General features: G+C 52.7%; 30 protein-coding genes and 1 other RNA gene. 22 read left to right on the top strand and 9 right to left on the bottom strand.

Annotated features, from left to right (window positions below; translation table 11 throughout):
* The first annotated feature begins 205 nt into the window (after positions 1 to 205).
* From gshB to ruvX, 4 genes are all read left to right on the top strand, one after another.
* A complete protein-coding gene (gshB, locus tag QP938_12670) occupies positions 206 to 1174 on the top strand; it encodes a glutathione synthase (protein ID WIO74139.1) in 969 nt (322 codons plus the stop codon).
* Between the two features lie 6 nt (positions 1175 to 1180).
* The gene (locus QP938_12675) at positions 1181 to 2056 is read left to right on the top strand and encodes an energy transducer TonB (protein ID WIO74140.1); all 876 of its coding nucleotides are present in this window, start codon (positions 1181 to 1183) and stop codon (positions 2054 to 2056) included.
* A gap of 78 nt (positions 2057 to 2134) precedes the next feature.
* The gene (locus tag QP938_12680) at positions 2135 to 2725 is read left to right on the top strand and encodes a YqgE/AlgH family protein (protein ID WIO75668.1); all 591 of its coding nucleotides are present in this window, start codon (positions 2135 to 2137) and stop codon (positions 2723 to 2725) included.
* A 143-nt stretch (positions 2726 to 2868) separates the two neighbouring features.
* Positions 2869 to 3300: a Holliday junction resolvase RuvX gene (gene ruvX / locus QP938_12685; protein ID WIO74141.1), complete on the top strand. Its 432-nt coding sequence runs from the start codon at positions 2869 to 2871 to the stop codon at positions 3298 to 3300.
* Between the two features lie 16 nt (positions 3301 to 3316).
* Here ruvX and QP938_12690 read toward each other — a convergent pair whose 3' ends face one another.
* On the bottom strand, positions 3317 to 4468 hold the full coding sequence (locus QP938_12690) for a PilT/PilU family type 4a pilus ATPase (protein WIO74142.1): 1152 nt from the start codon (positions 4466 to 4468) through the stop codon (positions 3317 to 3319).
* Between the two features lie 88 nt (positions 4469 to 4556).
* Positions 4557 to 5591: a type IV pilus twitching motility protein PilT gene (locus QP938_12695; GenBank protein ID WIO74143.1), complete on the bottom strand. Its 1035-nt coding sequence runs from the start codon at positions 5589 to 5591 to the stop codon at positions 4557 to 4559.
* A gap of 220 nt (positions 5592 to 5811) precedes the next feature.
* Between QP938_12695 and QP938_12700 the strand changes: the two genes are divergently transcribed.
* The 9 genes from QP938_12700 to hemW all read left to right on the top strand — a co-directional run bounded on the left by QP938_12700 (position 5812) and on the right by hemW (position 12874).
* Entirely contained in the window at positions 5812 to 6552 is a 741-nt protein-coding gene (locus QP938_12700; protein ID WIO74144.1) for a YggS family pyridoxal phosphate-dependent enzyme, read from the top strand.
* Positions 6549 to 7376 (top strand): pyrroline-5-carboxylate reductase, encoded by an 828-nt coding sequence (proC, locus tag QP938_12705; protein WIO74145.1) that lies wholly within the window; start codon positions 6549 to 6551, stop codon positions 7374 to 7376. The genes QP938_12700 and proC overlap by 4 nt, the downstream gene beginning before the upstream one ends.
* A gap of 43 nt (positions 7377 to 7419) precedes the next feature.
* Positions 7420 to 7974, top strand: a complete 555-nt coding sequence (locus QP938_12710; protein WIO74146.1) for a YggT family protein — start codon at positions 7420 to 7422, stop codon at positions 7972 to 7974.
* A 76-nt stretch (positions 7975 to 8050) separates the two neighbouring features.
* On the top strand, positions 8051 to 9232 hold the full coding sequence (locus tag QP938_12715) for a homoserine O-acetyltransferase (protein WIO74147.1): 1182 nt from the start codon (positions 8051 to 8053) through the stop codon (positions 9230 to 9232).
* Positions 9222 to 9812 (top strand): methionine biosynthesis protein MetW, encoded by a 591-nt coding sequence (metW, locus tag QP938_12720; protein ID WIO74148.1) that lies wholly within the window; start codon positions 9222 to 9224, stop codon positions 9810 to 9812. The genes QP938_12715 and metW overlap by 11 nt, the downstream gene beginning before the upstream one ends.
* A gap of 21 nt (positions 9813 to 9833) precedes the next feature.
* A complete protein-coding gene (locus QP938_12725) occupies positions 9834 to 10271 on the top strand; it encodes a DUF4426 domain-containing protein (protein ID WIO74149.1) in 438 nt (145 codons plus the stop codon).
* 6 nt (positions 10272 to 10277) lie between these two features.
* Positions 10278 to 10877 carry an XTP/dITP diphosphatase gene (locus QP938_12730; protein ID WIO74150.1) on the top strand — a complete coding sequence of 200 codons (600 nt, stop codon included), beginning with the start codon at positions 10278 to 10280 and terminating at the stop codon, positions 10875 to 10877.
* A 185-nt stretch (positions 10878 to 11062) separates the two neighbouring features.
* Complete coding sequence (locus tag QP938_12735; protein WIO74151.1) at positions 11063 to 11686, top strand: DUF2238 domain-containing protein; 624 nt, start codon at positions 11063 to 11065, stop codon at positions 11684 to 11686.
* A 42-nt stretch (positions 11687 to 11728) separates the two neighbouring features.
* On the top strand, positions 11729 to 12874 hold the full coding sequence (gene hemW / locus QP938_12740) for a radical SAM family heme chaperone HemW (protein WIO74152.1): 1146 nt from the start codon (positions 11729 to 11731) through the stop codon (positions 12872 to 12874).
* A gap of 1183 nt (positions 12875 to 14057) precedes the next feature.
* Here the strand turns inward: hemW and QP938_12745 are convergent.
* The 4 genes from QP938_12745 to QP938_12760 form a co-directional block, all read right to left on the bottom strand.
* A complete protein-coding gene (locus tag QP938_12745) occupies positions 14058 to 15269 on the bottom strand; it encodes a UbiH/UbiF/VisC/COQ6 family ubiquinone biosynthesis hydroxylase (GenBank protein WIO74153.1) in 1212 nt (403 codons plus the stop codon).
* Positions 15270 to 15309: 40 nt separating this feature from the next.
* Positions 15310 to 16533, bottom strand: a complete 1224-nt coding sequence (ubiH, locus tag QP938_12750; protein ID WIO74154.1) for a 2-octaprenyl-6-methoxyphenyl hydroxylase — start codon at positions 16531 to 16533, stop codon at positions 15310 to 15312.
* Between the two features lie 29 nt (positions 16534 to 16562).
* The gene (pepP, locus tag QP938_12755; GenBank protein ID WIO75669.1) at positions 16563 to 17849 is read right to left on the bottom strand and encodes a Xaa-Pro aminopeptidase; all 1287 of its coding nucleotides are present in this window, start codon (positions 17847 to 17849) and stop codon (positions 16563 to 16565) included.
* 74 nt (positions 17850 to 17923) lie between these two features.
* Positions 17924 to 18487 carry a UPF0149 family protein gene (locus QP938_12760; protein WIO74155.1) on the bottom strand — a complete coding sequence of 188 codons (564 nt, stop codon included), beginning with the start codon at positions 18485 to 18487 and terminating at the stop codon, positions 17924 to 17926.
* A 250-nt stretch (positions 18488 to 18737) separates the two neighbouring features.
* On the opposite strand from QP938_12760, the gene QP938_12765 reads away from it, so the two are divergent.
* From QP938_12765 to QP938_12790, 6 genes are all read left to right on the top strand, one after another.
* Positions 18738 to 18947, top strand: coding sequence for a TIGR02449 family protein (locus QP938_12765; protein ID WIO74156.1), 210 nt, complete (start codon positions 18738 to 18740; stop codon positions 18945 to 18947).
* 5 nt (positions 18948 to 18952) lie between these two features.
* Positions 18953 to 19264: a cell division protein ZapA gene (locus tag QP938_12770; GenBank protein ID WIO74157.1), complete on the top strand. Its 312-nt coding sequence runs from the start codon at positions 18953 to 18955 to the stop codon at positions 19262 to 19264.
* Positions 19265 to 19345: 81 nt separating this feature from the next.
* Positions 19346 to 19525: non-coding RNA, 6S RNA (ssrS, locus tag QP938_12775), on the top strand.
* Positions 19526 to 19619: 94 nt separating this feature from the next.
* Positions 19620 to 20201, top strand: coding sequence for a 5-formyltetrahydrofolate cyclo-ligase (locus QP938_12780; GenBank protein WIO74158.1), 582 nt, complete (start codon positions 19620 to 19622; stop codon positions 20199 to 20201).
* Positions 20202 to 20256: 55 nt separating this feature from the next.
* On the top strand, positions 20257 to 20937 hold the full coding sequence (gene rpiA / locus QP938_12785; protein ID WIO75670.1) for a ribose-5-phosphate isomerase RpiA: 681 nt from the start codon (positions 20257 to 20259) through the stop codon (positions 20935 to 20937).
* A gap of 197 nt (positions 20938 to 21134) precedes the next feature.
* Positions 21135 to 21668, top strand: a complete 534-nt coding sequence (locus QP938_12790; GenBank protein WIO74159.1) for a peptidoglycan recognition family protein — start codon at positions 21135 to 21137, stop codon at positions 21666 to 21668.
* Positions 21669 to 21783: 115 nt separating this feature from the next.
* On the opposite strand, the gene QP938_12795 is transcribed toward QP938_12790, so the two are convergent.
* Complete coding sequence (locus tag QP938_12795) at positions 21784 to 22380, bottom strand: PhnA domain-containing protein (protein WIO74160.1); 597 nt, start codon at positions 22378 to 22380, stop codon at positions 21784 to 21786.
* 102 nt (positions 22381 to 22482) lie between these two features.
* On the opposite strand from QP938_12795, the gene QP938_12800 reads away from it, so the two are divergent.
* From QP938_12800 to QP938_12810, 3 genes are read left to right on the top strand one after another with little or no spacing between them, the layout of a single operon-like run.
* Positions 22483 to 22737 (top strand): DUF2164 domain-containing protein, encoded by a 255-nt coding sequence (locus QP938_12800; GenBank protein ID WIO74161.1) that lies wholly within the window; start codon positions 22483 to 22485, stop codon positions 22735 to 22737.
* Complete coding sequence (locus QP938_12805; protein WIO74162.1) at positions 22734 to 23564, top strand: patatin-like phospholipase family protein; 831 nt, start codon at positions 22734 to 22736, stop codon at positions 23562 to 23564. The genes QP938_12800 and QP938_12805 overlap by 4 nt, the downstream gene beginning before the upstream one ends.
* 9 nt (positions 23565 to 23573) lie before the next feature.
* Positions 23574 to 24020: a nuclear transport factor 2 family protein gene (locus tag QP938_12810; GenBank protein WIO74163.1), complete on the top strand. Its 447-nt coding sequence runs from the start codon at positions 23574 to 23576 to the stop codon at positions 24018 to 24020.
* Positions 24021 to 24032: 12 nt separating this feature from the next.
* Here the strand turns inward: QP938_12810 and yfaE are convergent, their stop codons facing one another.
* Complete coding sequence (gene yfaE / locus QP938_12815; GenBank protein ID WIO75671.1) at positions 24033 to 24284, bottom strand: class I ribonucleotide reductase maintenance protein YfaE; 252 nt, start codon at positions 24282 to 24284, stop codon at positions 24033 to 24035.
* 399 nt (positions 24285 to 24683) lie between these two features.
* Positions 24684 to 25814 (bottom strand): class Ia ribonucleoside-diphosphate reductase subunit beta, encoded by a 1131-nt coding sequence (gene nrdB, locus QP938_12820; GenBank protein WIO74164.1) that lies wholly within the window; start codon positions 25812 to 25814, stop codon positions 24684 to 24686.
* Positions 25815 to 25847 lie beyond the last annotated feature (33 nt).

Consider the following 25847-nt stretch of genomic DNA (forward strand, 5'->3'; position numbering starts at 1 on the left):
CAGCCAGCGTACGCCAGAACCGGTTGCCAAGTTGACCGCCACCTCTTAAGTTTGGGCCGGCTGAATGAATATTTTCTGCTGAGGCAATTTTTTAGCTACTACAGCAAGTATTCAATTAGTATTTAGCAGGCCCTTAACGCAGTGTGCGCTTATGGCGCAATATTACGAACACTTATGCACATAAAGTGTGACGCAGGTATCAGTTATGACGACACATCTCGGCGTGGTGATGGATCCGATCCACAGTATTTCATTTCACAAGGACACAACGCTGGCCATGCTGCTGGCCGCTGCAAAACGCGGCTGGACCCTATGGTACATGGAGCGTAGCGATTTGGCACTCGCCGATGCCAAGCCAATCGCCAGGATGAGGCCACTGGTGGTACACAATGACCCGGATAACTGGTTTGAGCTCGGCGAGCCCGAAGATAAACCGTTAAACAGCCTCGACACCTTGATGATGCGCCTGGACCCGCCGTTCAACAGTGAATACATATACGCCACTTACATCCTCGAAGCCGCCGAGCGCGAAGGCTTGCTGGTAGTGAACAAGCCACAAAGCCTGCGCGACTGTAACGAAAAAGTATTTGCCACCCAGTTCCCGCAGTGCTGCCCGGCCACGCTGGTGAGCAGCGACCCAGCGCGCCTGAAAGCGTTCCACCAGCAGCACCAGGACACCATCTACAAGCCGCTTGACGGCATGGGCGGCACATCCATTTTCCGGGTTCGCGGGGACGACTCCAACATCAATGTTATTATCGAAACCCTCACCAACTATGGTCGCGACACCATAATGGCTCAGAGCTACATTCCGGAAATCAGCAAAGGCGACAAACGAATCCTGATGGTCAACGGCGAACCCGTCGATCACTGCCTGGCGCGAATCCCGCAAAAAGGGGAACTGCGCGGCAACCTGGCCGCAGGAGGCAGCGGCGTGGTTCAACCATTGTCGGATCGCGACCGCTGGATCGCCGAGCAGGTTGGCCCCTCACTGAAAGAGAAAGGCCTCTACTTTGTCGGACTGGATGTGATTGGCGATTACCTCACCGAAATTAACGTTACCAGCCCTACCTGTGTGCGGGAAATTGATCGCGCCACCGGTTACGATATTGCCGGTCAGCTGATGGATGTTATTGCTGAGCAACTGGCAAGCCCAACCAGAGATAAGAGATAAATAACAGTGGCAGACGATTTCACACAGGTACCGGACTCCAATACCAGCGACCAGCTGGGGTTTGGCCTGTTTTTGGCGGTAGCATTTCATGCCCTGCTGATTTTCGGCATCGGATTCAGCCTGGCAGACCGTCAGCCGCCAGCACCCACATTGGAAATAACACTGGCCCAGCACAAGTCCCAACAAAAGCCTGAAGATGCCGACTATTTGGCCCAAATGGATCAGCAAGGCAGCGGGGATCAGGCTGAAAAAAGTGAAATCACAACCGATCGCAGTGCCGAGATGCCCGCTCCAACTACACGCCAGGCTGCCCCGGTACAAGTAGCAACCCCGCAACAGCAAAAAGCCTCCACCGACAGAGTCATCACGACTGTCGCAGACAGCGACGTCGCTTCCTCTCGCAGTGACCAGAAACAGGAGGTTGAAGGGCAACAGGCAGAAACCCAGCTCAACCAGCCTCTCCAGGAGCTTGCAAGTCTGCAAGCCCGTCTCGACCAACAGCGTCAGGAATACAGCCGCATGCCTCGTGTACACAGGCTAACTTCCGCCAGCACCCGCTCTGCGGAAGAAGCCAACTACATGCGTTACTGGGTAGAGCGCATCGAAGAGATTGGCAATAGCCACTATCCGGAAGAGGCACGGCGGCGCCAGCTATACGGGGAACTGCGCCTGGCTGTCACCCTGTTGCCGGATGGCACTGTCGAGACTGTAGAGATTCTGCAAAGCTCCGGACAGCAGGTGCTTGATCAGGCGGCGGTGCGAATTGTTCGCCAAGCCGCCCCGTTTGATACCTTTCCTGCCGAACTGCGTGATTGGGACAAACTGGAGATCATTCGCACCTGGCACTTTGAGCGCGGCGATACACTCAACACCCAGCATTAAGGGCTGTTGACAATGGCCAAAAGTACCGGCCGTCTGACAGCCTTGTATTCACCCAGTGGCACCCCAATACTAGTGAGTATGAGCACTCCTACCGAAACTGACGAAACCCTCTACCAAGGCAGCCTGCGCAATCACTTCCTGATTGCCATGCCGAACCTGGCAGACCCCAATTTCAGCAACTCGCTGATCTACATCTGTGAACACAGCCGGGATGGCTCTATGGGGTTGATTATCAATCGTCCTATGGATGTCCCATTAAGCCGCGTCTTCGAACAACTGGAAGTAGACGGAGATAGCCTGATTGGTACCCAGCCGTTGCTGTCCGGCGGCCCCGTAAGCACCGAACGAGGCTTTGTGCTGCACGCCACCAATGAGAAGCGCTGGGAATCCACCATGAAGATTTCGCCCCAGGTGAGCCTGACCGCTTCCCGCGATATCCTGATTGATATCGCTGCCGGAAACGGCCCTCAGGATGCCATGGTGGTGCTCGGTTATGCGGGTTGGGGAGCAGGCCAATTGGAGGAAGAGATAGCCGACAATGCCTGGCTCACGGTTCCGGCCGATGCCGAGATCATCTTCCACACTCCGTTTGCTAAACGCACCCAGGCAGCAGCCGCTACACTGGGTATCGACCTGATTCACCTCAGCGGCGGGGCTGGCCACGCCTGATACCCTCTCGGCAAATTCAGTTAGAATTTCACCTGTTGGCATGATCAGTTGTATTTCCAGACACGCTGCAAGTACATCCATGCCGCAGACGGTCTGGAAACACAACCGATCCCGCCCCCACCCAACAAAATCGAACAATTACTATGACTACCACGGTAAAAACCCTTTTAGCCTTTGACTACGGTACCCGCAGCATAGGCGTCGCCACCGGCCAGACTGTCACCGGCAGCGCCAATGCTCTCACCGAACTGCGCGCCCGCGACGGTGTTCCCAACTGGGATGAAATAGAAAAGCTCCTGAAAGAGTGGCAGCCACAACTGGTTCTGGTGGGACTTCCCCTGAATATGGACGACACCGAGAGTGAATTTGCCGCCCGCGCGCGCAAGTTTGCCAAGCGTCTGCACGGTCGATTTGGTGTTCAGGTGGCTATGGTGGATGAGCGCCTCAGCACTCGAGAGGCAAAAGCGCTTGCTGGCCAGCGAGACAGCTACCGGGAAAATCCGGTGGATGCGATCGCCGCACAGTTAATTCTGGAAAGCTGGCTTACCGATAACTCGATCGGCAAACCAGCCTGAACAGAGTCCCTAACGCCTAGAAGCGTTTGAACGAATCCAAATCGCGGTCTTCCTGCATACTCAGGTCGTCTGCGGCGTTGGATAGATAGTTGGAGTCGGTTTCCGACTGCAGTTTGATCATCAAACGCAGATCGTTCTTCGAGTCAGCGTGTGACAGTGCATCTTCGTAAGTAATCAATCCCTCTTCGTAGAGTCGATACAGCGCCTGGTCAAAGGTCTGCATGCCCAGCTCAGTGGAATTGGTCATTACTTCCTTGATCTTGTGAACCTCACCCTTGCGAATCAGGTCGCTGACCAGCGGGGTATTGATCAGAATTTCAATTGCCGCGCGACGCCCCTTGCCATCGGCCAGCGGAATCAGCTGTTGGGCCACCATCGCCTTCAAGTTCAGGGACAGGTCCATCCACAACTGCGGATGACGGTCTTCCGGGAAGAAGTGCAGAATACGATCCAGCGCCTGGTTAGCGTTGTTGGCGTGCAAGGTAGCCAACACCAGGTGACCGGTTTCCGCAAAGGTCACCGCGTGCTCCATGGTTTCACGGGAGCGAATCTCACCAATCAGAATCACATCCGGTGCCTGGCGCAGTGTGTTTTTCAACGCCACTTCAAAGGACTCGGTATCCACCCCCACCTCACGCTGGGTGATGATGCAGCCGCGGTGCTGGTGAACAAATTCAATCGGGTCCTCAATGGAGATGATGTGACCTTTGGAGTTGTTGTTTCGGTAACCAATCATCGACGCCAACGAGGTGGACTTACCGGTACCGGTCGCGCCCACAAAGATGATGATGCCGCGCTTGGTCATCGACAGTTCCTTGAGGATCGGCGGCAGGCTCAGGTCTTCAAAGGTGGGAATCACCGTCTCAATGCGACGCAACACCATGCCGGCGTGGTTTCGCTGGTAGAACGCACTGACCCGGAAACGGCCGAGGCCTTTGGAGCTGATCGCAAAGTTAAGCTCTTTGTTCTCTTCAAAAACCTCGCGCTGATGCTCATCCATGATGGAGTGCACCATCGCCCTGGCCTGTTCCGGACTGAGCGGTCCGGAATTTACCGGCATGATCTTTCCATGCACCTTAATGCAGGGAGGAACACCCGTGGTGATAAACAGGTCAGAGGCCTTCTTTTCCACCACAAGCTTTAACAGTTTTTCAAATTCGACTTCCACAACCTACTCCCTATTACTTTTCCCGACGTGGTAGAGCACAAAAATAGCTTCGGCCCCAACAGTGGCGGATATGAAACGTTAACAGACCCTAGAAGTCATCCGGAATTTTCGCTTTCTCGCGAGCCTGTTCACGGGTAATTACTTTCTGTGCCACCAGCTTGTGCAGACACTGGTCCATGGTCTGCATGCCGTGTGCACTGCCTGTCTGAATGGAGGAGTACATCTGCGCCACCTTATCCTCACGAATCAGGTTACGAATCGCTGGCGTGCCGACCATGATCTCGTGTGCGGCAATTCGGCCACCACCCACTTTTTTCATCAGGGTCTGGGCAATTACCGCCTGCAGGGATTCCGACAACATTGCCCGTACCATGGATTTTTCCGCTGCCGGGAAAACGTCGATAATCCGGTCGATGGTTTTCGCCGCCGAGCTGGTGTGCAAGGTACCAAATACCAGGTGACCGGTTTCCGCCGCGGTCAGTGCCAGGCGAATAGTTTCCAGGTCACGAAGCTCGCCCACCAGAATCACGTCCGGGTCTTCCCGCAGTGCCGAGCGCAGTGCCTCGTTAAAGCCGTGGGTATCTTTGTGCACCTCACGCTGGTTGAGCAGACATTTTTTACTCTCGTGAACAAATTCAATCGGGTCCTCAATAGTGAGGATATGCTGGTAGCGGTTTTCGTTTACGTAATCCACCATCGCAGCCAGAGTGGTACTTTTACCGGAACCGGTTGGCCCGGTTACCAGCACCAGTCCGCGCGGCAGCATCGACAGGTCGCGAAATACATTGCCGAAGCCGAGGTCGTCCAGTGTCAGGACTCGTGAAGGAATAGTACGGAATACCGCACCGGCACCGCGGTTCTGGTTAAAGGCGTTTACCCGGAAACGCGCCACGCCCGGCACTTCAAACGAGAAGTCAGTTTCCAGAAACTCTTCGTAATCACGACGCTGTTTGTCATTCATGATCTCGTAAATCAGCGCGTGAACTTCACGGTGATCCATCGGCGGCAAGTTAATGCGCCGAATATCCCCGTCGATACGAATCATCGGTGGCAAACCAGCGGATAAGTGCAAATCCGACGCCCCCTGCTTCACACTGAAAGCGAGCAACTCGGTAATATCCATATGTACTTCCTATTTGTTATTGCTTTAACAGGCTCCAGTTAATAGATCATAGATCAAGCCTGTCGATCGTAATTATTGTCAAATACCCCGACGATTTCCGCTCAAGCCAGTCCAGTGCCGGTCGCACTGCGGTATCAAACCGCACATAGCCTGTTAGAATATCGCCGCTGCAGAATACGGCACTTTTCTTACATACAGTATTTAAGAGTATATGCCCCATATGTCTATAAATGTTAGCGACATTGCCGCCAATATCCACCAAGTGCAACAACGCATTGCCGAGGCCGGTGAGCAATCCGGTCGCCAACCCGGCGATGTGGCCCTGCTGGCGGTCAGCAAAACCAAGCCGGTTGAAGCCCTGCGCGCGGCCTATCAAGCGGGACAGCGGCGCTTTGGCGAAAATTATCTGCAGGAATCCCTCGATAAGATGGATCGACTTCAGGATCTCGACATAGAGTGGCATTTCATCGGCCCACTGCAATCCAATAAAACACGAAACGTTGCCGAGCGATTTGACTGGGTTCACACAATTGATCGCGACAAGATCGCTCGTCGCCTTAACGACCAGCGCCCCGCAAACTTGCCACCCCTGAATGTCTGTCTGCAGGTCAATATAGACGATGAGGCCAGCAAATCCGGAGTTGCACCGGAACAGCTGGGCAAACTCACCGAAGCGGTGATCGCAATGCCGCGCCTGAGATTGCGAGGTTTGATGGCCATTCCGGCACCCAGCGAACACATCGACCAACAACGCCAGTCATTTGCCCGTGTCGCACAACTACAGCGGGAACTACGCGAGGCTTACCCCAACTACGATGGCTTTGATACCCTGTCGATGGGCATGTCTCGCGATATGGCCGCGGCCATTGCCGAAGGTGCGACCATGGTGCGGATCGGCACCGATATTTTTGGCCAGCGCGACTATACAAATACATCGAATTCAAACAAGGACACCGCATGACACACCCAACCATCGCATTTATTGGCGGCGGCAATATGGCCAGCAGCCTGATTGGTGGCCTACTGGAAAATGGCCACCCGGCCAGCGCCATTTTGGCGACAGCACGATCCGAGCAAACCCGCAGCGCCTTGAATGAGAAGTTTGGCATTGCCTGCATGGCCGACAACAGCGAGGCAGCAAAGCGTGCAGATGTGGTGGTGCTGGCAGTGAAGCCACAAATGATGCGCGACGTTTGCTCGAGCCTGACCGACGCGCTTGATCACCAACCGCTGATTGTTTCGGTAGCGGCAGGTATCACTACCGATCTTATTGGCAACTGGCTTGGCGGCGATCACGCCATCGTGCGCTGCATGCCCAACACTCCGTCGCAATTGCATTGCGGTGCCAGTGGCCTTTTCGCCAACAGTGCGGTTTCAGCCGAGCAGCGCAAATTGGCCGAAACCCTGCTCTCAGCAGTTGGAATTGTTGAGTGGGTAGTGAATGAAGATCTCATGGACGCTGTAACTGCAATTGCCGGTAGCGGACCCGCCTACTATTTCCTGATCATGGAATTAATGGAAAAAGTCGGCATCGAACTGGGGCTCAACCCCGACACCGCTCGACAGCTAACCATTCAAACCGCACTGGGCGCTGCCAAAATGGCTGCGCAGGGCGATATCGAACCGGCAGAGCTGAGAGCGCGTGTCACCTCCAAAAAAGGAACTACCGACCGGGCCATCACAACCTTTCTCAAGGAAGGCCTGGAAGATATTATGCGCAAGGGAATTACCGGCGCACGCGATCGCGGCCGGGAGCTGGCAATAGAAATGAGCAATCAGAGCTGAGTTTTCCAGCCAATAAAAACCGCTGTATTAAGAAGAGCAAATTATGACTAGTGCATTTAGTGAATCCGGCATTTTTTTAATCCAGACCTTTGGCGGTCTGTACCTCTACATCATGCTTTTTAGATTGCTGCTACCGTTGGTGAGAGCAGACTTCTACAATCCACTCTCGCAATTTGTGGTCAAGGCAACCCAATACCCGCTGACGCCGATTCGCAAAATTCTGCCCACAGTAGGGCGACTCGACTTGGCCTGCCTGGTACTGGCGATTGTTATTCAATGGGCCATACTCTGTGCGATCTACGCAATGGCGGGTGCTCCATTCACCATCCTGGGTCTGTTGATTCCGAGTCCCTTTCTGCTGGCAACAAAGCTGCTCAATATCTTTTTCTACGGCATTATCGGCAGCATTATCATCAGCTGGGTAGCACCCTATAGCCACCATCCGGCGGTCTCGTTGATTCGGCAAGTTACCGAACCGGTAATGGCGCCATTTCGCAAAATACTGCCACCGATGGGGGGACTGGATCTCTCTCCAATGTTGGCCATGGCCGCCATCTATGTCTGTCAAATTTTCCTTCGGAATTTGATGGGCGGTTAGACGCTGCAATATTGTGCTGCCTGAGTACCACACATAGACTTGCCAACTGAATCGAATTTATCAACGCGGTCACATTATGCCCGACAATGCCAATAACAATTGGCCCGCCGACTCCGTAGGTCTGGTTGAGCCTTTTCAGATTACCTTTGAAGAGCCGCTGGAGCTTGCCTGCGGCCGCTTCCTTGGGCCCTATCAGCTGAGCGTGGAAACTTATGGCCAGCTCAATGCCAACAAGTCCAACGCCATCCTGATTTGCCACGCCCTGTCTGGCCATCATCACGCGGCGGGTTATCACAGTGCCGATGATCAGAAACCGGGCTGGTGGGACGACTATATCGGCCCCGGCAAACCCATCGATACCTCGCGCTTTTTTGTAGTGGCGCTCAACAACCTGGGTGGTTGCCATGGAAGTACCGGCCCCACCAGCATCAACCCAGCTACAGAAAAACCCTGGGGGCCGGGCTTTCCGCCGATGAGAGTGCGCGACTGGGTGAACAGTCAGGCCAAATTGGCCGATCACCTCGGTATCAAGCAGTGGGCAGCAGTAATTGGCGGCAGCCTCGGCGGTATGCAGGCGATGCGCTGGGCGCTGCTCTACCCGGAACGGGTTCGTCACTGTGTGGTGATTGCTTCAGCCATGAAACTCACGGCCCAAAATATTGCTTTTAACGAGCTGGCCCGCCGTGCCATCAAATCAGACCCGGACTTTATGGATGGCGACTACCTCAACCAGCAAACCGCCCCCAAACGCGGCTTGGCACTGGCTCGTATGATCGGTCACGTCACCTATCTGTCGGATGAACTGATGGGCGCACGATTCGGCCGTGAACTGCGCACCGGCAGCTTTCAGCAGTCGTCCGAGCCTGTGGAATTTCAGGTGGAGAGCTATTTGCGTTACCAAGGTGACAAATTCTCAGGCCTGTTTGATGCCAACACCTACTTGTTGATGACCAAAGCGCTTGACTACTTTGATCTTGCGCGTGATTTTGAAGGCGATGCCATCGCAGCCTTCCAGCAGGCGCTGTGTAAATTCCTGGTGGTTTCGTTTTCCAGCGACTGGCGCTTTTCGCCGGAGCGCTCCCGTGAATTGGTGGACGCCCTGATGGCCGCTAATCGCGATGTCAGCTACGCCGAGATTGAATCACCCCACGGCCATGACGCTTTCCTGCTTCCGAATGAGCGCTATCAGGCGGTATTTGGCGGCTACCTGAAACGCGTCGCCAACGAACTGGAACAGGAGGCCAACGGTGCGCTTTGATCACGATATTCTGACCCAATGGATTGCACCCCAAAGCCGGGTTCTCGACCTGGGATGTGGTGATGGCTCACTGCTCAGCCACCTCAAAACCGAACGCCAGATTGAAGGCTATGGGCTGGAAATCGACCACGATGCCATCACTGCCTGTATTGAAAATGGCGTCAATGTTGTGGAAACCGACCTGAACAAGGGCCTTAAGAACTTCAGTGATGGCAGCTTTGACACTGTGGTAATGACCCAGGCCCTGCAGGTGATGCGCTACCCGCATATGGTGCTGGAGGAGATGCTGCGAGTGGGCAATGAGTGCATTGTCACTTTCCCGAACTTTGCCAACTGGCGCGCCCGCTTCTACCTGATGTTTCATGGCAAAATGCCGGTGACCAAACAGCTTAGCTGGCAGTGGTACGACACTCCAAACATTCACTTCTGTACCATTACTGACTTCGAGAACCTATGCCGGGATATGGATATTCGCATCATGGATCGAGTGATAGTGGCCGAACGAAACCCCGACAGGCAGCTCAAAGGGTTATGGCCTAACCTTTTTGGTGATACAGCCATTTACCATCTCAGTAAATAAGGCCGTGACAAGGAGCCCATGATGAAAACACTGATTACTCTGTTGACCGCGCTAGTGCTCTCCACAAGCGCCATGGCGGACAAACCCTTTAAAGTTCTTGGCGATAACAAGGTCTATTACAGCGCCTTTAACAGCAGCTTTATTGACCCCAAAATAGCCAGTGAAAACAACATTGTACGCGGTGCTGATCGGGGTCTGATCAATATCGCTGTGGTTCCAAATGACAAGGAATCCGGCGGCATTACTGCACTGGTCAAAGGCACCGTCACAAATATTATCCAGCAATCACAAAAGCTGGACTTTTTCGAAGTGCGGGAAGGCGACGTGGTTTACTATCTTGCCTCGTTCAAGTTTGATCACGAGGACAGCCTAACCTTCAAGATTGAAGTTAAAGCTGACCCCAACAAACCTTCGGAAACACTGACCTTCCGCAAAACTTTTTACGAAGACGGCAAATAACCTGATATGACAACACACACCAAGGTGGTGCTTGCCAGTGGCAACACCGGCAAACTGAACGAATTCAATCACCTACTGGCCGACTGCGGATTTGAAGTGCTTCCCCAGTCGGCTTTTTCTGTGCCCGATGTAGCCGAAACCGGTCGTACCTTTGTGGAAAACGCCATTATTAAAGCCCGTAACGCCTCCCACTATGCTGGGCTGCCTGCCATTGCCGACGACTCAGGGCTGGAAGTGGATATTCTCAAAGGCGCTCCCGGCATCTACTCGGCGCGCTTTTCAGGAGAAGACGCCACCGACCAGAAGAACAACGCGAAGTTGCTGGGCCTGCTCAAGGACGTCTCCGAAGAACAGCGCACTGCGCGCTTTCAGTGCGTGCTTGTCTACCTGCGCCATCCGGATGACCCGACACCGTTAATCTGCCAGGGGAGCTGGGAGGGACGAATTCTCACCGAACCGCGCGGCGAAAATGGTTTTGGTTACGACCCGCTATTTCTGGTGCCAGAACATAACTGTGCCAGTGCCGAACTTCCCAAAGAGGTTAAAAACCGTATCAGTCATCGTGGCAAAGCTATGGCTAAGTTATTGGACGCTTTGAGAAGCTGATAGTTTTTACTTCGAATCCGTGGATGGGGAATAGCTTGCTGTGACACGTCGTAGACCCTTCCATGGGGACTCGAGGCCAGCATCCATGCTGGCCACGGTCACTGCAAGCTATTCCCCATCCACTCAGTAAATCCATTATCTGAGAATTAGCTATATTTGATAGAAGCAATTTGCGGAATAACAATATGTCTACAAAACCTCACCTTCCTGTGGTTTTGCTTTGCTTGTATTTAGTTGCGTGGCTGATTGCTGCAATTAACCCTTTGCACCGTGGCGACTGGCTGCTGGAAAACTTATTGCCAGCAGTATTTATCCCGATCTTTATTTTTACCTACCGCAAATTTCAGTTTTCAAATACAGGTTATTTACTGCTGTTTTTATTTATGCTCTGCCACGCTCTTGGCGCGCATTACACTTACGCCGAAGTCCCCTACGATCAGTGGAGCAAGGATTGGCTGGGTTTTAGTATCAATGATTTATTTGGTTTTGAACGCAATCATTACGACCGGCTAATTCACTTCACTTACGGATTGTTTCTGGTGCTGCCATACCGTGAGTGGCTGACCTGGATAATGTCAGCCTCACCACGGGCCAGCTGGTGGTTATCACTGGAATTTATCATTGCCAGTTCCGCAGTCTACGAATTGATTGAATGGGCTGCTGCGTTAGTTTTTGGCGGCGATCTCGGCATGGCATTTCTGGGCATTCAGGGCGATATCTGGGATGCGCATTGGGATATGATGCTGGCCGCATTGGGCGCACTGATAACTCTGTCGGTTGCGCCACTCCTTCAACGGACAAAACCATAAAATCCCTCATTCCACTTCCCCACTGGCTGTATACTACTCGCCATGTCCAAGCTCACCCTGCCTCCGCTGTCTCTGTACGTACACATTCCCTGGTGTGTGCGTAAATGCCCCTATTGCGACTTTAACTCCCATACCTCCAATGGCGAGCTGCCGGAAGCCGACTACGTGGCAGCGATTATTCGTGATTTAAGTAACGACAGCAGCTACGTGCAGGACCGCAATCTCCAGTCGATTTTTTTTGGCGGTGGCACCCCCAGCCTGTTTTCGCCCAAAGCGATAGAGCAGATTCTCAACGCCGCCGATCAGCAGATCGGTTTTGTCGACGACATCGAAATTACCCTCGAAGCAAATCCCGGTACGTTTGAACAGGAGAAATTTCGCGGTTATCGCAGCGCAGGGGTCAATCGCCTGTCGATCGGCATTCAGAGTTTTGATGACCTGTTTTTGCAGCAGCTCGGCCGCATTCATAACTCTCGCGAAGCTCATACCGTGGCCAGCATGGCGCGCGCCGCCGGGTTTGATAACTTCAACCTCGACCTGATGCACGGCCTGCCCGGCCAGTCACTGGAAGATGCGCTCAACGACCTGCGCCAAGCTATTGCCCTGGAGCCTATGCACTTGAGCTGGTACCAACTCACCATCGAGCCGAATACTGCGTTTTACCGCAATCCGCCTGACCTGCCGGACGACCCGATACTGGAAGCGATATTTGAACAGGGCCAACAACTACTGGCCGATAGCGGCTTCAGGCAATACGAAGTCTCTGCCTACGCTCGTGACGGACAGGCTTCGTTGCACAATCTCAACTACTGGGAGTTTGGCGATTACCTTGGTATAGGCGCTGGCGCTCACGGCAAAATCACTCTGCCAGAAAAACAACAGATCATTCGTACCCGTAAAACCCGCACTCCGCAGGACTACCTGGCGAGAGAGAATGACTACAATGCCGCCATCGACATCATCGCCGACGATGAATTGCCGCTGGAATTCCTGATGAATGCCCTGCGACTTAACAAGGGTGTGCCAAATCACTACTTCACCGAGCGAACCGGTAAAGAGCTGGAGATTATCAGGGAGCCGTTGAAAGCCATGCAACAAAGGCAGCTAATGGCAAACGACGACCAACGCCTGCAACCCACCCCATTGGGGCACCGCTTTCTCAACACCCTGCTGGAAGAGTTTTCCTGACAGTCACAGACCTACCAAGCTGATACTTATCAGCCTGAGCAAATACTTGTCATCCTGAGCGCAGCTAAGGATCCGACTGCATTCGTCACTAAGTTACTTGGAGTTACTTTGGTGCTCATAGTCCGCCCTTGCCTGACCGGAACAGGCCTGCCCTCATATACCCACAAATCGGGCAAACCTGTTCCGGTCAGGCATGGGCTCAGTCTGTGCGATGAGAACCTTCGCTACGTCCAGGATGACAATGTGCTTTTTTACGCAAAAAAAAGCCCCGCTGAAAACCAGCGGGGCAACGAGTTGTGAAAATCACATCAAGGGGGTAGGTAAATCGTCGAGCAAACGTTACTGGGAAAGACGAGCCGTTTTCAGATCGTCCGCAGCAATTGCGGAAACCAGCAGACCGGTAACAGTAAAAGCAGCAATCATAATCATGTCGGTTCTCCAAAGTGGCTGTCGCCGTAACGTTGATGGGTGCCATTATGGAGAAGTGCAATGTTAAGTAGGGTGCTGGAAGGGTAAAGATTGGTAAAGCAGATTTGCAATCCTGAGCAGATACTTGTCATCCTGAGCGCAGCGAAGGATCCTGCTGCGTTCGTCAGTAAGTTATTTTGGTGCTTATAGTCCGCCCATGCCTTACCGGAACAGGCCCGCCCTCATATACCCACAAATCGGGCAAACCTGTTCCGGTAAGGCATGGGCTCAGCCTGTGCCAAAAAATTCTTCCCTGCGCTCAGGATGATACAAACATTTTTTCAAACGCAAAAAAAAGCCCCACTGAAAACCAGCGGGGCAAAGAGTTGTGAAAATCACATCAAGGGGGTAGGTAAATCGTCGAGCAAACGTTACCGGGAAAGACGAGCCGCTTTCAGATCATCCGCAGCAATTGCGGAAACCAGCAGACCGGTAACAGTAAAAGCAGCAATCATAAGCATGTCGTTTCTCCAAAGTGGCTGTCGCCGTAACGTTGATGGGTGCCATTATGGAGAAGGACAATGTTAAGTAGGGTGGTGAAAGCGTAAAGAACCGTAAAAGTAGCTCTTTTCCTGACCTGACAGGTCGCGACGATTTGTAAGTTATATGAGGAGTGACCTGTCAGGTCAGTAAAAGTGCGGGCTACTTATACAAAACCCGCAACACAAGAATCTCCGTCTTTCCCAGATTAAACTGAGATTCCTTACAGTTATTCTTACAACCCCATCGCCTGCCTAATCAACTGCTTTTTCAGCGGATCAATTTTATTCACCAACGACATGCCCTCATTGCGAAGCACGCGAAGAATCGGCAATTCACTGCCAAACAACTCTTTAAATCCTTTCATTGCAGCCATGGTCGCCAGGTTGTCCGGTTTGCGGACGCGCTGGTAGCGGTTGAGCACACATAAATCACCCAGCGGCAGGCCGCGTTCGGTAGCGCGTTTTAGTTCGTCCACCAGTGCCACTACATCTTTAAAGCCGAGATTTACACCCTGCCCGGCGAGGGGATGAATGGTGTGGGCGGCATCGCCGAGCAGAGCGACATTTGGTTTCACATAGTCGCTGGCATGGCGCTGGGTCAGTGGAAAACAGAATCGTTTGGAAACGGTTTTTACATTACCGAGGGTAAATTGGCTGGCGCGGCTGAGAGCAGTGCAAAATTCGGCATCATCCAAAGCCATCAACTCTTTAGCTTTTATATTGCGCTGAGACCAGACGATGGAAATATGATGTTCGCTTTCACCATTACCATCCGGTGATTGATTGATTGGCAAAAATGCCAGCGGTCCGTCGGAGCTGAACCACTGCCTCGCCGTAGCACCGTGGGGGTGTTCACATTCAATGGTGGCCACTATGGCAGAGTGGCCATAGGGATCTTCGTTGAGGGCGAAGTCGCACAGGGTACGTACGCTCGAGCGGGCTCCATCGGCAGCTACCAGTAATAGCGCACTGAGGGTCTCACCGCTGTCCAGAGTGACTGTTAGCTGCTCACCGTTGCGAGTAACGGATTCTACTTTCGCCGGACAGATAAGTTCGATATTTGAATAATCGGCGAGCTTGTCCTGCAGGGCGCCAACTATATTGGCGTTTTCCACAATATGGCCGATGCTCTCCTCGCCAATATCGTCACCATCAAATTCGATAAAGCCGGTGCCGTCGCTATCCCACACCGACATATGGGTGTAGGGCGTTACCCGGCGCTGAGCTATGGTTTGCCATACGCCGATCTCAGCGAGCATTCGCCGCGAGGCTTCAGTCAGCGCCACCACGCGGGGATCAAACTCCGTGTCTTCAAAGTAGCCTGAAAAGGGGTGAGACTCGATTACCGCTACCGACAGGGTCGGCACTTTTTTTGCCATCAGTGCCGCAAACGCAGCGCCTACCAAGCCGCCACCGGCAACTACTACATCCACATTTCGAGTCATCTTTTCGTTCCGAACGAGTACGCGATGCGCACTAAAAATACTATTCCAGGCCCATACCGTAACGGGCAAACTGGCTACGTAATCCCGGCATCATATCCATGGCAAACAGACCAGCGCCACGCGCCAGCGCAACTGAAGGTGACGTTTTCGCAAATAGTTTTGGCAGCCAGTCGCTGGCGGTTACTGTGCGCAGTTGATCTTTTTGCTGGCTGTTAAGGTAGCGCTGCAGCAGCGCCAGATCGCCACAGGATTCACCACGCTTTGTCCCGATATCAAGCGTTTTGGCCAGTGCTGCAATATCACGCAACGCCAGGTTAAAGCCCTGCCCCGCCACCGGGTGCAGACTGTGGGCGGCGTTGCCAACCACCGCGATATTCCGGCGAACCTGTTCATTGGCCTGAATCAGTTTTAACGGGTAGCAGGCGCGTTCACCAACGCCATTGAACTGCCCCTGGCGGTATCCAAACCAGTGATGCAGCTCGGCCAGAAAATCTGCTTCGCTGCACACCATCAATTCACCAGCCCTCTCTGGAGGCAGTGTCCACACCAATGCGCTGCGATGCTGACTGCCGGCATCCAGCAGTGGCAACAGCGCCATCGGGCCGTTGTCGGTAAAGCGTTCATAGGCGATACCGTTGTGGGGCTTGTTAAGTGCGATGTTGGCGATCAGTCCCATCTGACCGTAATCATCAACCTGGCAGCCGATACCCAGCTTCTCCCGGGTGGCAGACTGCGCACCATCGGCGACCACCAGTAGTGAGGTATGAATGGCGTCCTGACGATCACTGAGGGTTAGCCTCACTCCATCGCGAACCATTTCAAGAGCGTCTATGGTAGCGGGTGCTGCGAACTCTACATCGGTATTAATCAATGCCCCGTTCAATACTGCCCCGAGGCGACGGTTCTCCACCACATAGCCAAAGGCATCGAGTTGCTGCTCATGAGCGTGCAATTCAGTAGAGGCAACATGGCCCCGGTCGCTGACCTGAATACTGTTGATGGCGGCAAGCTCTGGCAGCAACTGCGGCCACAGGCCGATTTTTTCTAATATACGCCGAGTGCTGAAGGAAAGCGCCGTTGAGCGGGCGTCAAAACTCGGTGCAAAGCTGGTACTGGCTTGCTGTTGCGGATTGGCTTCCACGACAAGTACTTTCCATCGATGGGACTGGGCGGCCAACAGCAGGGCCAGGCTGGCCCCTACCATTCCGCCGCCGGCAATCACGATGTCATAATTTACGCCACAGTTACTGGATGTCTCAGCCAATTCTCACTTCCCGCATCGCACGTTACCCGTCACTCGTCTCTCATCTCACGTTGCGCCATCAGCGCTTCAATTTCATCGGCGTTGGTTGGCACCGAGGCGGTGAGGTTTTCGTAGCCATCTTTGGTAACTGCCACATCGTCTTCAATACGAATACCGATGCCGCGCCATTTCTCTTCGACGTTGAGGTTGTCCGGGGCAATATACAAGCCCGGCTCCACAGTAAGCACCATACCCGGTTCCAGCACGCGGGACTGCCCATCCACCTGATAGTCACCGACGTCGTGCACATCAAGGCCGATCCAGTGACCGGTCTTGTGCATATAAAACTCTCGATAGGCGCCGTTTTCGATCAGCTCGTCGCGCTTACCACGCAACAGGCCAAGCTCGATCAACCCTTCTGTGAGCACTCTCACTGCGGCATCGTGGGGTGCGCTCCAAAGCTTGCCCGGTGCCACTTCGTCAAAGGCGGCGTGCATCGCAGCCAACACAATATCGTAGAGGGCACGCTGCTCTGGACTGAATCTGCCACTGACCGGGAAGGTGCGGGTGATATCGGCAGCGTAGCCGTTCAACTCACATCCGGCATCGATTAACACCAGGTCACCATCTTTCAGCTCATCGCGGTTTTCAATGTAGTGGAGAATGCAGCCATTAGCCCCACCACCGACGATGGTGCTGTAGGCGGGAAAGCGGGCACCGGAATTGGCAAATTCATGATTGATCTCCGCTTCCAGCTGATACTCAAACAAACCGGGGCGGCAACTATTCATCGCCCGACAATGAGCACGGGCGCTTATTTCACCCGCTTTACGCATGATCTCCAGCTCAGCGTCGCTTTTAAACAATCGCAGGTCGTGAACCAGGTGATCGAGGTCGACAAATTCGCTCGGTGGTACAGCACCGGTGCGCACCTGTTTGCGCAGCTGTTTGACCCACCCCATCAGTTGGTCATCAAAGTCCGGGTGGCGGCCCATGGAATAGTAGACCCGCTCACGACCTTCCAGCAGCCCCGGCAGAATATCGTCGATATCACTGATCGGAAATGCGTCGTCAGCACCAAATTGCTTGGTAGCACCCTCGGGGCCAACCCGATATCCATCCCAGGTTTCACGCTCACGATTGCGTTCGCGACAGAACAGCACGGTTTCTCCCTGCTGACGCCCTGGAATCAGTACCAGCACTGCCTCCGGCTCGGGAAAGCCACACAGGTAATGAAAATCACTGTCCTGGCGATAGTGGTATTCAGTATCGCGACTGCGGGTGCGCATGGGCGCGGCCGGCAGCACCGCGATGCTGCCATCGCCCATCAGGTTCATCAATGTGCGACGACGGCGGCGAAATTCGGCGTTGGTGATCAAAGGAGTGTTCCCTGTTGCTGCATTTTGATGAATTAGTGAATGGTCGGCTTTTTCTCGCCATCCGGCAGTTGCGCTTCCAGCACTTCTGAGTGCACCAGCAACACCGCCATACGAACGTATTCGCTCACTTCAAAAAACTGGTTATCGCCCTCGTCACTATCCATTTCCTGCGGGTCAATCTGGGCAATCTGGGCAAGATCTTTCAGGGCGTCCGCTGCATCGGCGGAAAACTGGGTGTCGCTGGACAGGCCGGAGAGGCCGAGCCCCACAAGGAAGCCCTGACACCACTCACCAAGGCAATCCAGGCGCTGGGTGAGTTCATACTCGTCGTCCGGCAGCAATAGCTCAAAGCCAAAACTGGTATCTTCCAGCTGCCCGGCCGTGGCACGACACAGGGCGATAAGAGTATCGCTGATGGCACCCAGTTTTTCGGTATCAGCCTGAAACATTTCGGCGACAGCTTTCAGGCAGTCGCTGTCAGTCAGCTGCTGACCACCGGTCAGGCGACCGCTCAACATCCCGTGCAGTTCGGAAGGGCTTTCGGTGATGCCTGCACCCAGCAGTACATCGGCGATGTTCTCAAAGGTTAAATCCACGATGGAAATCCTTGTCGTTGGTCAGTTTCAGGCACTTAATATGTGTGCCCGAAATCGTACCATCCTTTTGCCTGACAGGCAGTAACTGCGCAACTTGCCAGAGGCCATTGGCTGGAATTTGATCAGGTTTTGCGACCAAATTCTGTATCACAGCCCTGCAAATAGCGACGGTATCTAGAATCTGCTTTAAATCGTTGACCGCCCGATCACCAATCAATATAGTTAGCCGCAGAACATGGCAGGCCTAATCATGGATCAGGATCAACTACAAAAAATCGAACAAAAGGTGGATCGACTGATCTCCTTGTGTTCGCGGCTGCATAAAGAAAATCTGGCCCTCAAGGAACGCGAGGCCAATCTGTTGCGCGAGCGCAGCAAGTTGATTGAGAAAAATGAACAGGCCCGCCATCGCGTCGAAGGCATGATCACTCGGCTAAAAAGCCTCAATAACGAAGGGTAACGCCCGTGACTTCGCCCAATAGCACCAACATCCGTATTCTCGACAAAGAGTATCAGGTGAACTGCTCGCCAGAGGAGCGGCCCGCTCTTCTGCAATCCGCCCAGTCACTCGATCAACGGATGCGCAATATCAAAACCAACGGCAGCGTGCTGGGTATTGAGCGCATCGCAGTAATGGCAGCTCTCAACCTGACCTACGACCTGATGAAGCTGGAGCAGCAGCCCGGCACCAGTGCCGACATGGAGGCACGCCTGCTCAAGCTGGACAACACCCTCGACGAGGCGCTGCACAAGTTCGAGAATGAATCCCTTTTTTAGTCTAAAAATATCTCTGACTACTGAGCAACCACTATTCACAGGCGCATTTTAATCTCGCCAGCTGCGACGGTATAATAGTCGGCAACCCTGGGGTGTTTGCCAGTTGGCCGATGTCCTGAGCCGATAAAGCAAACCCCGGATTTCTTTTGCAGATACTGTTGAGCATACCCGCACGACGGGAAGCCTGATGTATCGCTGAGTTATCCACCTTGAATCTTACGGTTCAAGGCTTAAGTCAACAGCGGCACGCTCGGGGCCTATTCCTTTCGTTTCACAATCCCCCTTTTCTCCGCTTCCCTGTTCAAGGTAGAGTAATTGCATCAACTAAAATTGCATCGACCTACTACAGGGCACTATGGATAAATCACAAATTCGACGCGAAATTCGCCAGCGCCGCAACGCCCTGACCAAGCAGCAACAGCGTTATGCCGCCGAAAGTCTTGCACAACAGCTGGCCAATCTGCCGGAGTTTAAACGTGCCAAACGGGTGGCCTTGTATCTGGGCAACGACGGGGAGATCGACCCACTGCCCACACTGGCACTGGCCGAAGCCGCTGGCAAAACCTGTTATTTACCGGTGCTGCATCCGCTTAAGCACAACCGAATCCACTTTGTGCGCTATCGCACTGGCGAGCGATTGACCACAAGTTACTTTGGCTATCCCGAGCCCCCACTGAAGCATCACCAGATTACCCAACCCTGGGCCATCGACCTGATCCTGATGCCACTGGTCGCTTTTGATGCCCACGGCAATCGACTCGGCATGGGGGGCGGCTTTTACGACCGCACCCTGGCCTTTACCACCAGAAGCCCGTCCCGCCCGAAGCTGATAGGGCTGGCCCATCAATGCCAGCAGATCGACCAGATCGACGTGGAGCCCTGGGACATCCCACTGGACGCCATAGTCACCGATAAATCGGTGATTCGCTGCCGTTAGGCCGCTATAATTGCCGCCACCTTCAAGCCATTAAAAAAGAGCCGATACCATGTCTATGACGCAGGACGAATTGAAACAGGCGGTTGCCAAAGCAGCCGTGGACTACACCCTGACCCGCATCAACGACGACAGCATTATAGGAATCGGCACCGGCTCCACCGCCAACTGCTTTATCGACGCATTGGCCGAACACAAAGCCAAGTTCCGCGCCACCGTTGCCAGCTCCGAGGCCTCAGCTGAGCGACTGCGCAAGCACGGCATTGAAGTGATGGATCTCAATAGTGCCGGCGAGCTGGATATCTATATCGACGGTGCCGACGAGACCAACCCGCGACTGGAACTGATCAAAGGTGGCGGCGCCGCACTGACCCGCGAGAAGATTGTCGCCGCGGCCTCCAAAGAATTTGTTTGCATCGCCGACGGCAGCAAGTGGGTAGACACCCTGGGTGAATTCCCGCTGCCAGTTGAAGTGATCCCAATGGCACGCAGTTACGTCGCCCGCGAGCTGGTAAAACTGGGTGCCGATCCGGTTTACCGCGAAGGCGTAGTTACTGACAACGGAAACGTAATTCTCGACCTCTACAATTTCCGCATTCCTACACCGCGCAAAATTGAAGAGCAGATCAATGCAATTGTCGGTGTGGTAACAAACGGCCTGTTTGCCCTGCGTCCGGCAGATTTGTTACTGCTGGGCACTGCGGATGGCGTAAAAACCATCAAGGCGTCAGACGCGTAATTTTTAAATTCTTCCCGCATTTCGTTATCACTCCATACGGGCTACAAAGTTGAGTAGCCCGCATGAAGCGACGTGCAATGCGGGACAATAGTTAATTTCTCTCCACCCCGTTCCATTATCTCTCTAATTTTTCGTCTGGCAGCTTAAATTACTTACGCCAATACTGTTTGTTGTAGAGACAAACAGGACTGTTATTAATGAACCGTCGCAAATTTTTAATTGGATCAACACTGGCCTTAGCGGGTTTTACAACAGGCAGTTATTTTTGGCCGCGGCGCTGGAACTACATTGTTATCCATCATAGTGCCGGCAATTTCGGCACCATTGAATTTCTGCAACAGGTGCACCGTGAACGACAATCGCGCGATCCCATTGACGCCATTCCCTATCACTATGTGATCGGCAACGGCAATGGATTGGCCATGGGTGAAATCGCCAGCGACTGGCGTAAGGAGTATCACATTTGGGGAACACACGTTTCGACAAATAACCGGGATCGTAATTTTCGCGGCATAGGCATTTGCCTGATAGGAAATTTTGAAGAGCAGACAGTTCCGAAACAGCAGTACGATGCGCTCATTAATTTGGTGAAATCACTAATGATTGAACACCAAATTCCAGTCAGCAACATTTCCGGCCACGGTTATACACCCGGTGAACACACCAAGTGTCCGGGCAAAAATTTTCCGATGGAGAAGTTTTTAGAAGATCTTTCAATACTGTCATCCTGAGTGCAACGAATACAAAATCTCAACATAGGTCGAGATTGTCGCCTTCGGCGCCCAACGCGCTATGCGCTTTTGTCTTCGCTGCGCTCAGGATGACAACAAAAGTGGTTTTTCTAACTCAGGAGCCCGCCTGCTCAGCACCCTGCTTTTTCACAAACTTGGTCAGAATCACAATACGAGTTCCATTCACCCGGCCTTCGATATGCTCCGGGTTGTCGGTCAAGCCGATCCCGCGCACTGCAGTTCCGCGCTTGGCGACAAAACTGGTGCCTTTTACGTTGAGATCCTTAATCAGGGTCACCGTGTCCCCAGCCAACAGCCTGGCACCGTTGCTGTCAAAAGCCGGCGGATAGTCATCATCTTCGTGCACCGCACCGTCGTTTTCTGCCCAGGCCTTGGTGTCATCATCCAGATACATCATATCCAGCAAGTCCCGGGCCCAACCTTCACTGTCCAAACGCTTGAGCATACGCCAGGCCATCACCTGCACCGCCGGCACCTGACTCCACATACTGTCATTCAGGCAACGCCAGTGATTTACATCCAGATCCGTCTCTCCGGCAATCTGGCTGCGACAGGTTTGGCAAACCATCACCGCTTTATCAACCTCAGCCGCATCAACCGGCGGTACATCCAGTGCCGAGAGATGTTCGGGGGACGAGCAAAGCTCACATTTGGAGTCACTGCGCTGCAGCAGAGCCTGTTCAATACTCATGGACAAATACCCTTAATCTATTTGCGGGTATTATGCCTTTTATTTACAACAAAAGCGCGGATAATGATCCATTACCAGCCTCAGCAGACAGGGATTTGACCAATGTCCAAAATCACTTTTTCAGCGGATGAAAAAGCCGCCATTACCCCGAAGATTCAAAGGTACCTACTAGAAAAGCTGGATATTGAGGTGGGTTCATTTGATGCCGAATTCCTGCTTGACTTTTTTGCCCAAGAGATCGGTGGGTATTTTTACAATCGTGCCCTCTACGATGCACAGGCCGCCCTCCAACAGCAGCTGGAATCTATCCAGGACACCATTTACCAGCTCGAAAAGCCCACGGAGTCTCGTCGATGAATAAAATTGGGCTTGCCTTAGGAGGCGGCGGCGTTAGGGGTATGGCGCACCTGCTTGCGCTTGAGGAACTGGACAAACTGGGAATTCGTCCAGCAGCCATTTCCGGTACAAGTATGGGGGCCTTGGTTGGCGCACTCTATGCGTCCGGGCTTAGCGGGAAAGAAATTCGCTCTGGTGTAGAGCGCCACATCATTCGTAAAGACGACCAACTCAAAGATATTCTTCAAAAGAAATCCGATCTGTTTAAGTGGCTGACGTTTGCAAAACCCTCACTCAAACGCGGGGGGTTTTTAAGCGCAAATGGCATCATCGGTTACCTGATGGAACAAATTGAAGCGACTACATTTGAAGAGCTGGAAATTCCGCTCTCCATCGTAGCAACTGACTTCTGGAGTGGCGAACAGATTATTTTTGACAGTGGGGAACTGTTACCAGCACTAACTGCCAGTATGGCGATACCCGGCGTTTTTGCACCAGTTGAATTTGAAGGCAGGGTATTGGTGGACGGCGGACTGGTAAACAACCTCCCTTACGACATTGTTGCAAAGACTTGCGATTACACCATTGCCATTGATGTAGCGCCAACTCGCAAGCCCAAAACCGACAAACCGGTTCCCAACGTATTCGACGCCGCACTGGGTATGTTTGATTTAATGCTGGAAAAAGCGGTGGAACAAAAGATGGAAATATCGCCTCCAAGCCTCTATTTTCGCCCCGAGCTGATAGGTATCAGAACACTCGATTTTGACGAAATAGAAACTGTATTTGATCAAGCCGCACTAAACATGATTCGCCTTAAACAACAGCTGACATCACAACTTAACTAGGAGGTAGTAATGAAAAAAGCATTAGCACTTCTTTTTTTCGTAACATCCAACCTGGCACTGGCCGACCAAGTACGAGACGAAGACCGTCAGTTATTACTGGATAAGATTGAACAATTCAACAGCGCCATCAGGGAAGGCGATAAACAGAAATACAGTGATGTTTTCACTGACGATTTTATTTTCACCTGGTCCCGCGATGGTCAGAACTATACCAAGGAAGACATTCTTCCCAATGTTGTACCTACTCCTGACTACAACCCAATAGTCGATGAAATTGAAATGCGCCAATACGGCAACAGCGCCATTGTAAGCTATCGGGTTCGATTAAAACCGGAAGCTGCCGGCTCACGAGCAACTTTTAGTTATTGCAAAATTAACGGCGAATGGAAGGTGATCTCTTCTCACAGCACTAAAATTGTGCCACCAAAACAGAATTTAGAGACCGAAACTGAATAAGCTATTCTACGACTAGCCTTTCAATTTTAATTCGAGGTCAGTTTTAGGCACGCAACAGCAAGGCAGGATTTCATCGTCGTTGATCCACGCCATTGGCTCCTGCAAGTACGCCACCTCACCGGACAGCAATTGGGTGCGGCAGCTGCCACAGTATCCATCGCGGCACTGATAAGGCACTGCAACACCTTGTGCTTCGAGAGACTCAAGTAAGGTATGGGCATGTTGAAAATGCACCGAGGCCCGGGCACTTTCATTGCCTTCAATATTGCACACCGACACCGCGTGAACCGGCTTGGCCATGCCGTCAAATTCAATTTGCGGCGTTGCCTCCGGTTGTTCCGGGTTGCCCAGCGGAATATAGAACTCAACTTGCTGAAAGCGGTCGAGACTTTCGCTGGCACTGTAAGGCGCAAATAGATCCACGGCGTCGGGCTCCAGTTCAAAAACCGGTTTTTCTGGCTTATTGTCGAGATGAAAATCTGGGTCGGCGATCAGGGATTGCTGCGCCATATCGTTGTTCTTGTCTTTTTCGGTGGACACGTTTTTTATCGCCACCTGTCTAATATTGATTTTTTAATTCCGTCATCCTGAGTGAAACGAAGGATCTTTTCATTTTAAGTAAGAGATCCTTCGCTACACTCAGGGTGAGCAGCGAGCAGAGTTTTACAGAGCAAATCCATCAAACTCTTCGGAGTTGACTTCCGAATCGATGGCACCCACCAGGTAGGAACTGATTTCTGATTCCTGCGGTGCAACCTGTACATTGTCGCTCATCAACCAGGCGTCCATCCACGGCAGTGGATTGCTCTTCACATCGAAAATCGCCGGCAGGTTGATCGCCTGCATACGCTGGTTGGTAATGTATTCAACGTACTGGCTCAGGATCTGCTGATTCAAACCGATCATGGAGCCTTCTTTAAACAGATACGCGGCCCAGTCTTTTTCCTGCTGCGCTGCATCGCGGAACATCTGGATAACTTCGTCCTGACACTCGCGGGCAATTTCGGCCATTTGCGGGTCGTCCTGACCTTTGGCAAAAATTTGCAGCATGTGCTGAGTGGATGTCAGGTGCAGTGCTTCGTCGCGGGCAATCAGTTTAATTACCTTGGCATTGCCTTCCATTTTTGCGCGCTCGGCAAATGCGAACGAACAGGCAAAGCTGACGTAAAAACGAATCGCTTCCAGAATATTGACCGAGGCAATGGTCAGGTAGAGCTTTTTCTTCAGGTCGCGTAAATCCACCACAACTTCATTGCCGTTTACAATGTGAGTACCCTCACCGAAGTTGTTGTAATTATTCACGCCTTCGATCAGGTCGTCGTAATATTTGGTGACACTTTCAGCGCGACGAATAATGTATTCGTTGCTCATGATGTCATCAAAAATCTCACCCGGATTCGGAATGATATTGCGAATAATGTGGGTGTAGGAACGGGAGTGAATGGTCTCGCTGAACGACCAGGTTTCAATCCAGGTTTCCAGTTCTGGTAGTGACACGATCGGCAGCAACGCAACGTTGGGTGAACGACCCTGTACAGAATCCAACAGGGTCTGGTATTTCAGATTGCTGACGAAAATGTGTTTTTCATGATCCGGCAGTTTTGCAAAATCGCCGCGATCGTTGGACAAGTCCACTTCTTCCGGACGCCAGAAAAACGACAACTGCTTTTCGATCAGCTGCTCAAAAATTTTATGCTTTTGAACGTCGTAGCGAGAAACATTGACATTCTCACCAAAAAACATCGGCTGTTTCAGTGCATCGAAGTCGTTGCGATTAAACGTTTGGTATGCCATGGCCAGTTACTTACTCTTTCAAATGGATCCCCG

It is taken from the genome of Porticoccaceae bacterium LTM1 (assembly GCA_030252795.1).
GTDB lineage: Bacteria > Pseudomonadota > Gammaproteobacteria > Pseudomonadales > Porticoccaceae > SCSIO-12696.

Excerpts from the sequence above, each read along its gene's own strand:
- rpiA (WIO75670.1), top strand. The coding sequence starts at position 20,257 with ATGACGCAGGACGAATTGAAACAGGCGGTTGCCAAAGCAGCCGTGGAC.
- QP938_12745 (WIO74153.1), bottom strand. The coding sequence starts at position 15,269 with ATGACTCGAAATGTGGATGTAGTAGTTGCCGGTGGCGGCTTGGTAGGC.
- QP938_12695 (WIO74143.1), bottom strand. The coding sequence starts at position 5,591 with ATGGATATTACCGAGTTGCTCGCTTTCAGTGTGAAGCAGGGGGCGTCG.
- pepP (WIO75669.1), bottom strand. The coding sequence starts at position 17,849 with ATGAACCTGATGGGCGATGGCAGCATCGCGGTGCTGCCGGCCGCGCCC.
- QP938_12725 (WIO74149.1), top strand. The coding sequence starts at position 9,834 with ATGAAAACACTGATTACTCTGTTGACCGCGCTAGTGCTCTCCACAAGC.
- QP938_12795 (WIO74160.1), bottom strand. The coding sequence starts at position 22,380 with ATGAGTATTGAACAGGCTCTGCTGCAGCGCAGTGACTCCAAATGTGAG.
- gshB (WIO74139.1), top strand. The coding sequence starts at position 206 with ATGACGACACATCTCGGCGTGGTGATGGATCCGATCCACAGTATTTCA.
- QP938_12810 (WIO74163.1), top strand. The coding sequence starts at position 23,574 with ATGAAAAAAGCATTAGCACTTCTTTTTTTCGTAACATCCAACCTGGCA.
- proC (WIO74145.1), top strand. The coding sequence starts at position 6,549 with ATGACACACCCAACCATCGCATTTATTGGCGGCGGCAATATGGCCAGC.
- QP938_12700 (WIO74144.1), top strand. The coding sequence starts at position 5,812 with ATGTCTATAAATGTTAGCGACATTGCCGCCAATATCCACCAAGTGCAA.
- nrdB (WIO74164.1), bottom strand. The coding sequence starts at position 25,814 with ATGGCATACCAAACGTTTAATCGCAACGACTTCGATGCACTGAAACAG.
- QP938_12730 (WIO74150.1), top strand. The coding sequence starts at position 10,278 with ATGACAACACACACCAAGGTGGTGCTTGCCAGTGGCAACACCGGCAAA.
- QP938_12735 (WIO74151.1), top strand. The coding sequence starts at position 11,063 with ATGTCTACAAAACCTCACCTTCCTGTGGTTTTGCTTTGCTTGTATTTA.
- QP938_12715 (WIO74147.1), top strand. The coding sequence starts at position 8,051 with ATGCCCGACAATGCCAATAACAATTGGCCCGCCGACTCCGTAGGTCTG.
- QP938_12680 (WIO75668.1), top strand. The coding sequence starts at position 2,135 with ATGAGCACTCCTACCGAAACTGACGAAACCCTCTACCAAGGCAGCCTG.
- QP938_12710 (WIO74146.1), top strand. The coding sequence starts at position 7,420 with ATGACTAGTGCATTTAGTGAATCCGGCATTTTTTTAATCCAGACCTTT.
- ruvX (WIO74141.1), top strand. The coding sequence starts at position 2,869 with ATGACTACCACGGTAAAAACCCTTTTAGCCTTTGACTACGGTACCCGC.
- QP938_12790 (WIO74159.1), top strand. The coding sequence starts at position 21,135 with ATGAACCGTCGCAAATTTTTAATTGGATCAACACTGGCCTTAGCGGGT.
- hemW (WIO74152.1), top strand. The coding sequence starts at position 11,729 with ATGTCCAAGCTCACCCTGCCTCCGCTGTCTCTGTACGTACACATTCCC.
- QP938_12805 (WIO74162.1), top strand. The coding sequence starts at position 22,734 with ATGAATAAAATTGGGCTTGCCTTAGGAGGCGGCGGCGTTAGGGGTATG.
- QP938_12780 (WIO74158.1), top strand. The coding sequence starts at position 19,620 with ATGGATAAATCACAAATTCGACGCGAAATTCGCCAGCGCCGCAACGCC.
- QP938_12800 (WIO74161.1), top strand. The coding sequence starts at position 22,483 with ATGTCCAAAATCACTTTTTCAGCGGATGAAAAAGCCGCCATTACCCCG.
- QP938_12765 (WIO74156.1), top strand. The coding sequence starts at position 18,738 with ATGGATCAGGATCAACTACAAAAAATCGAACAAAAGGTGGATCGACTG.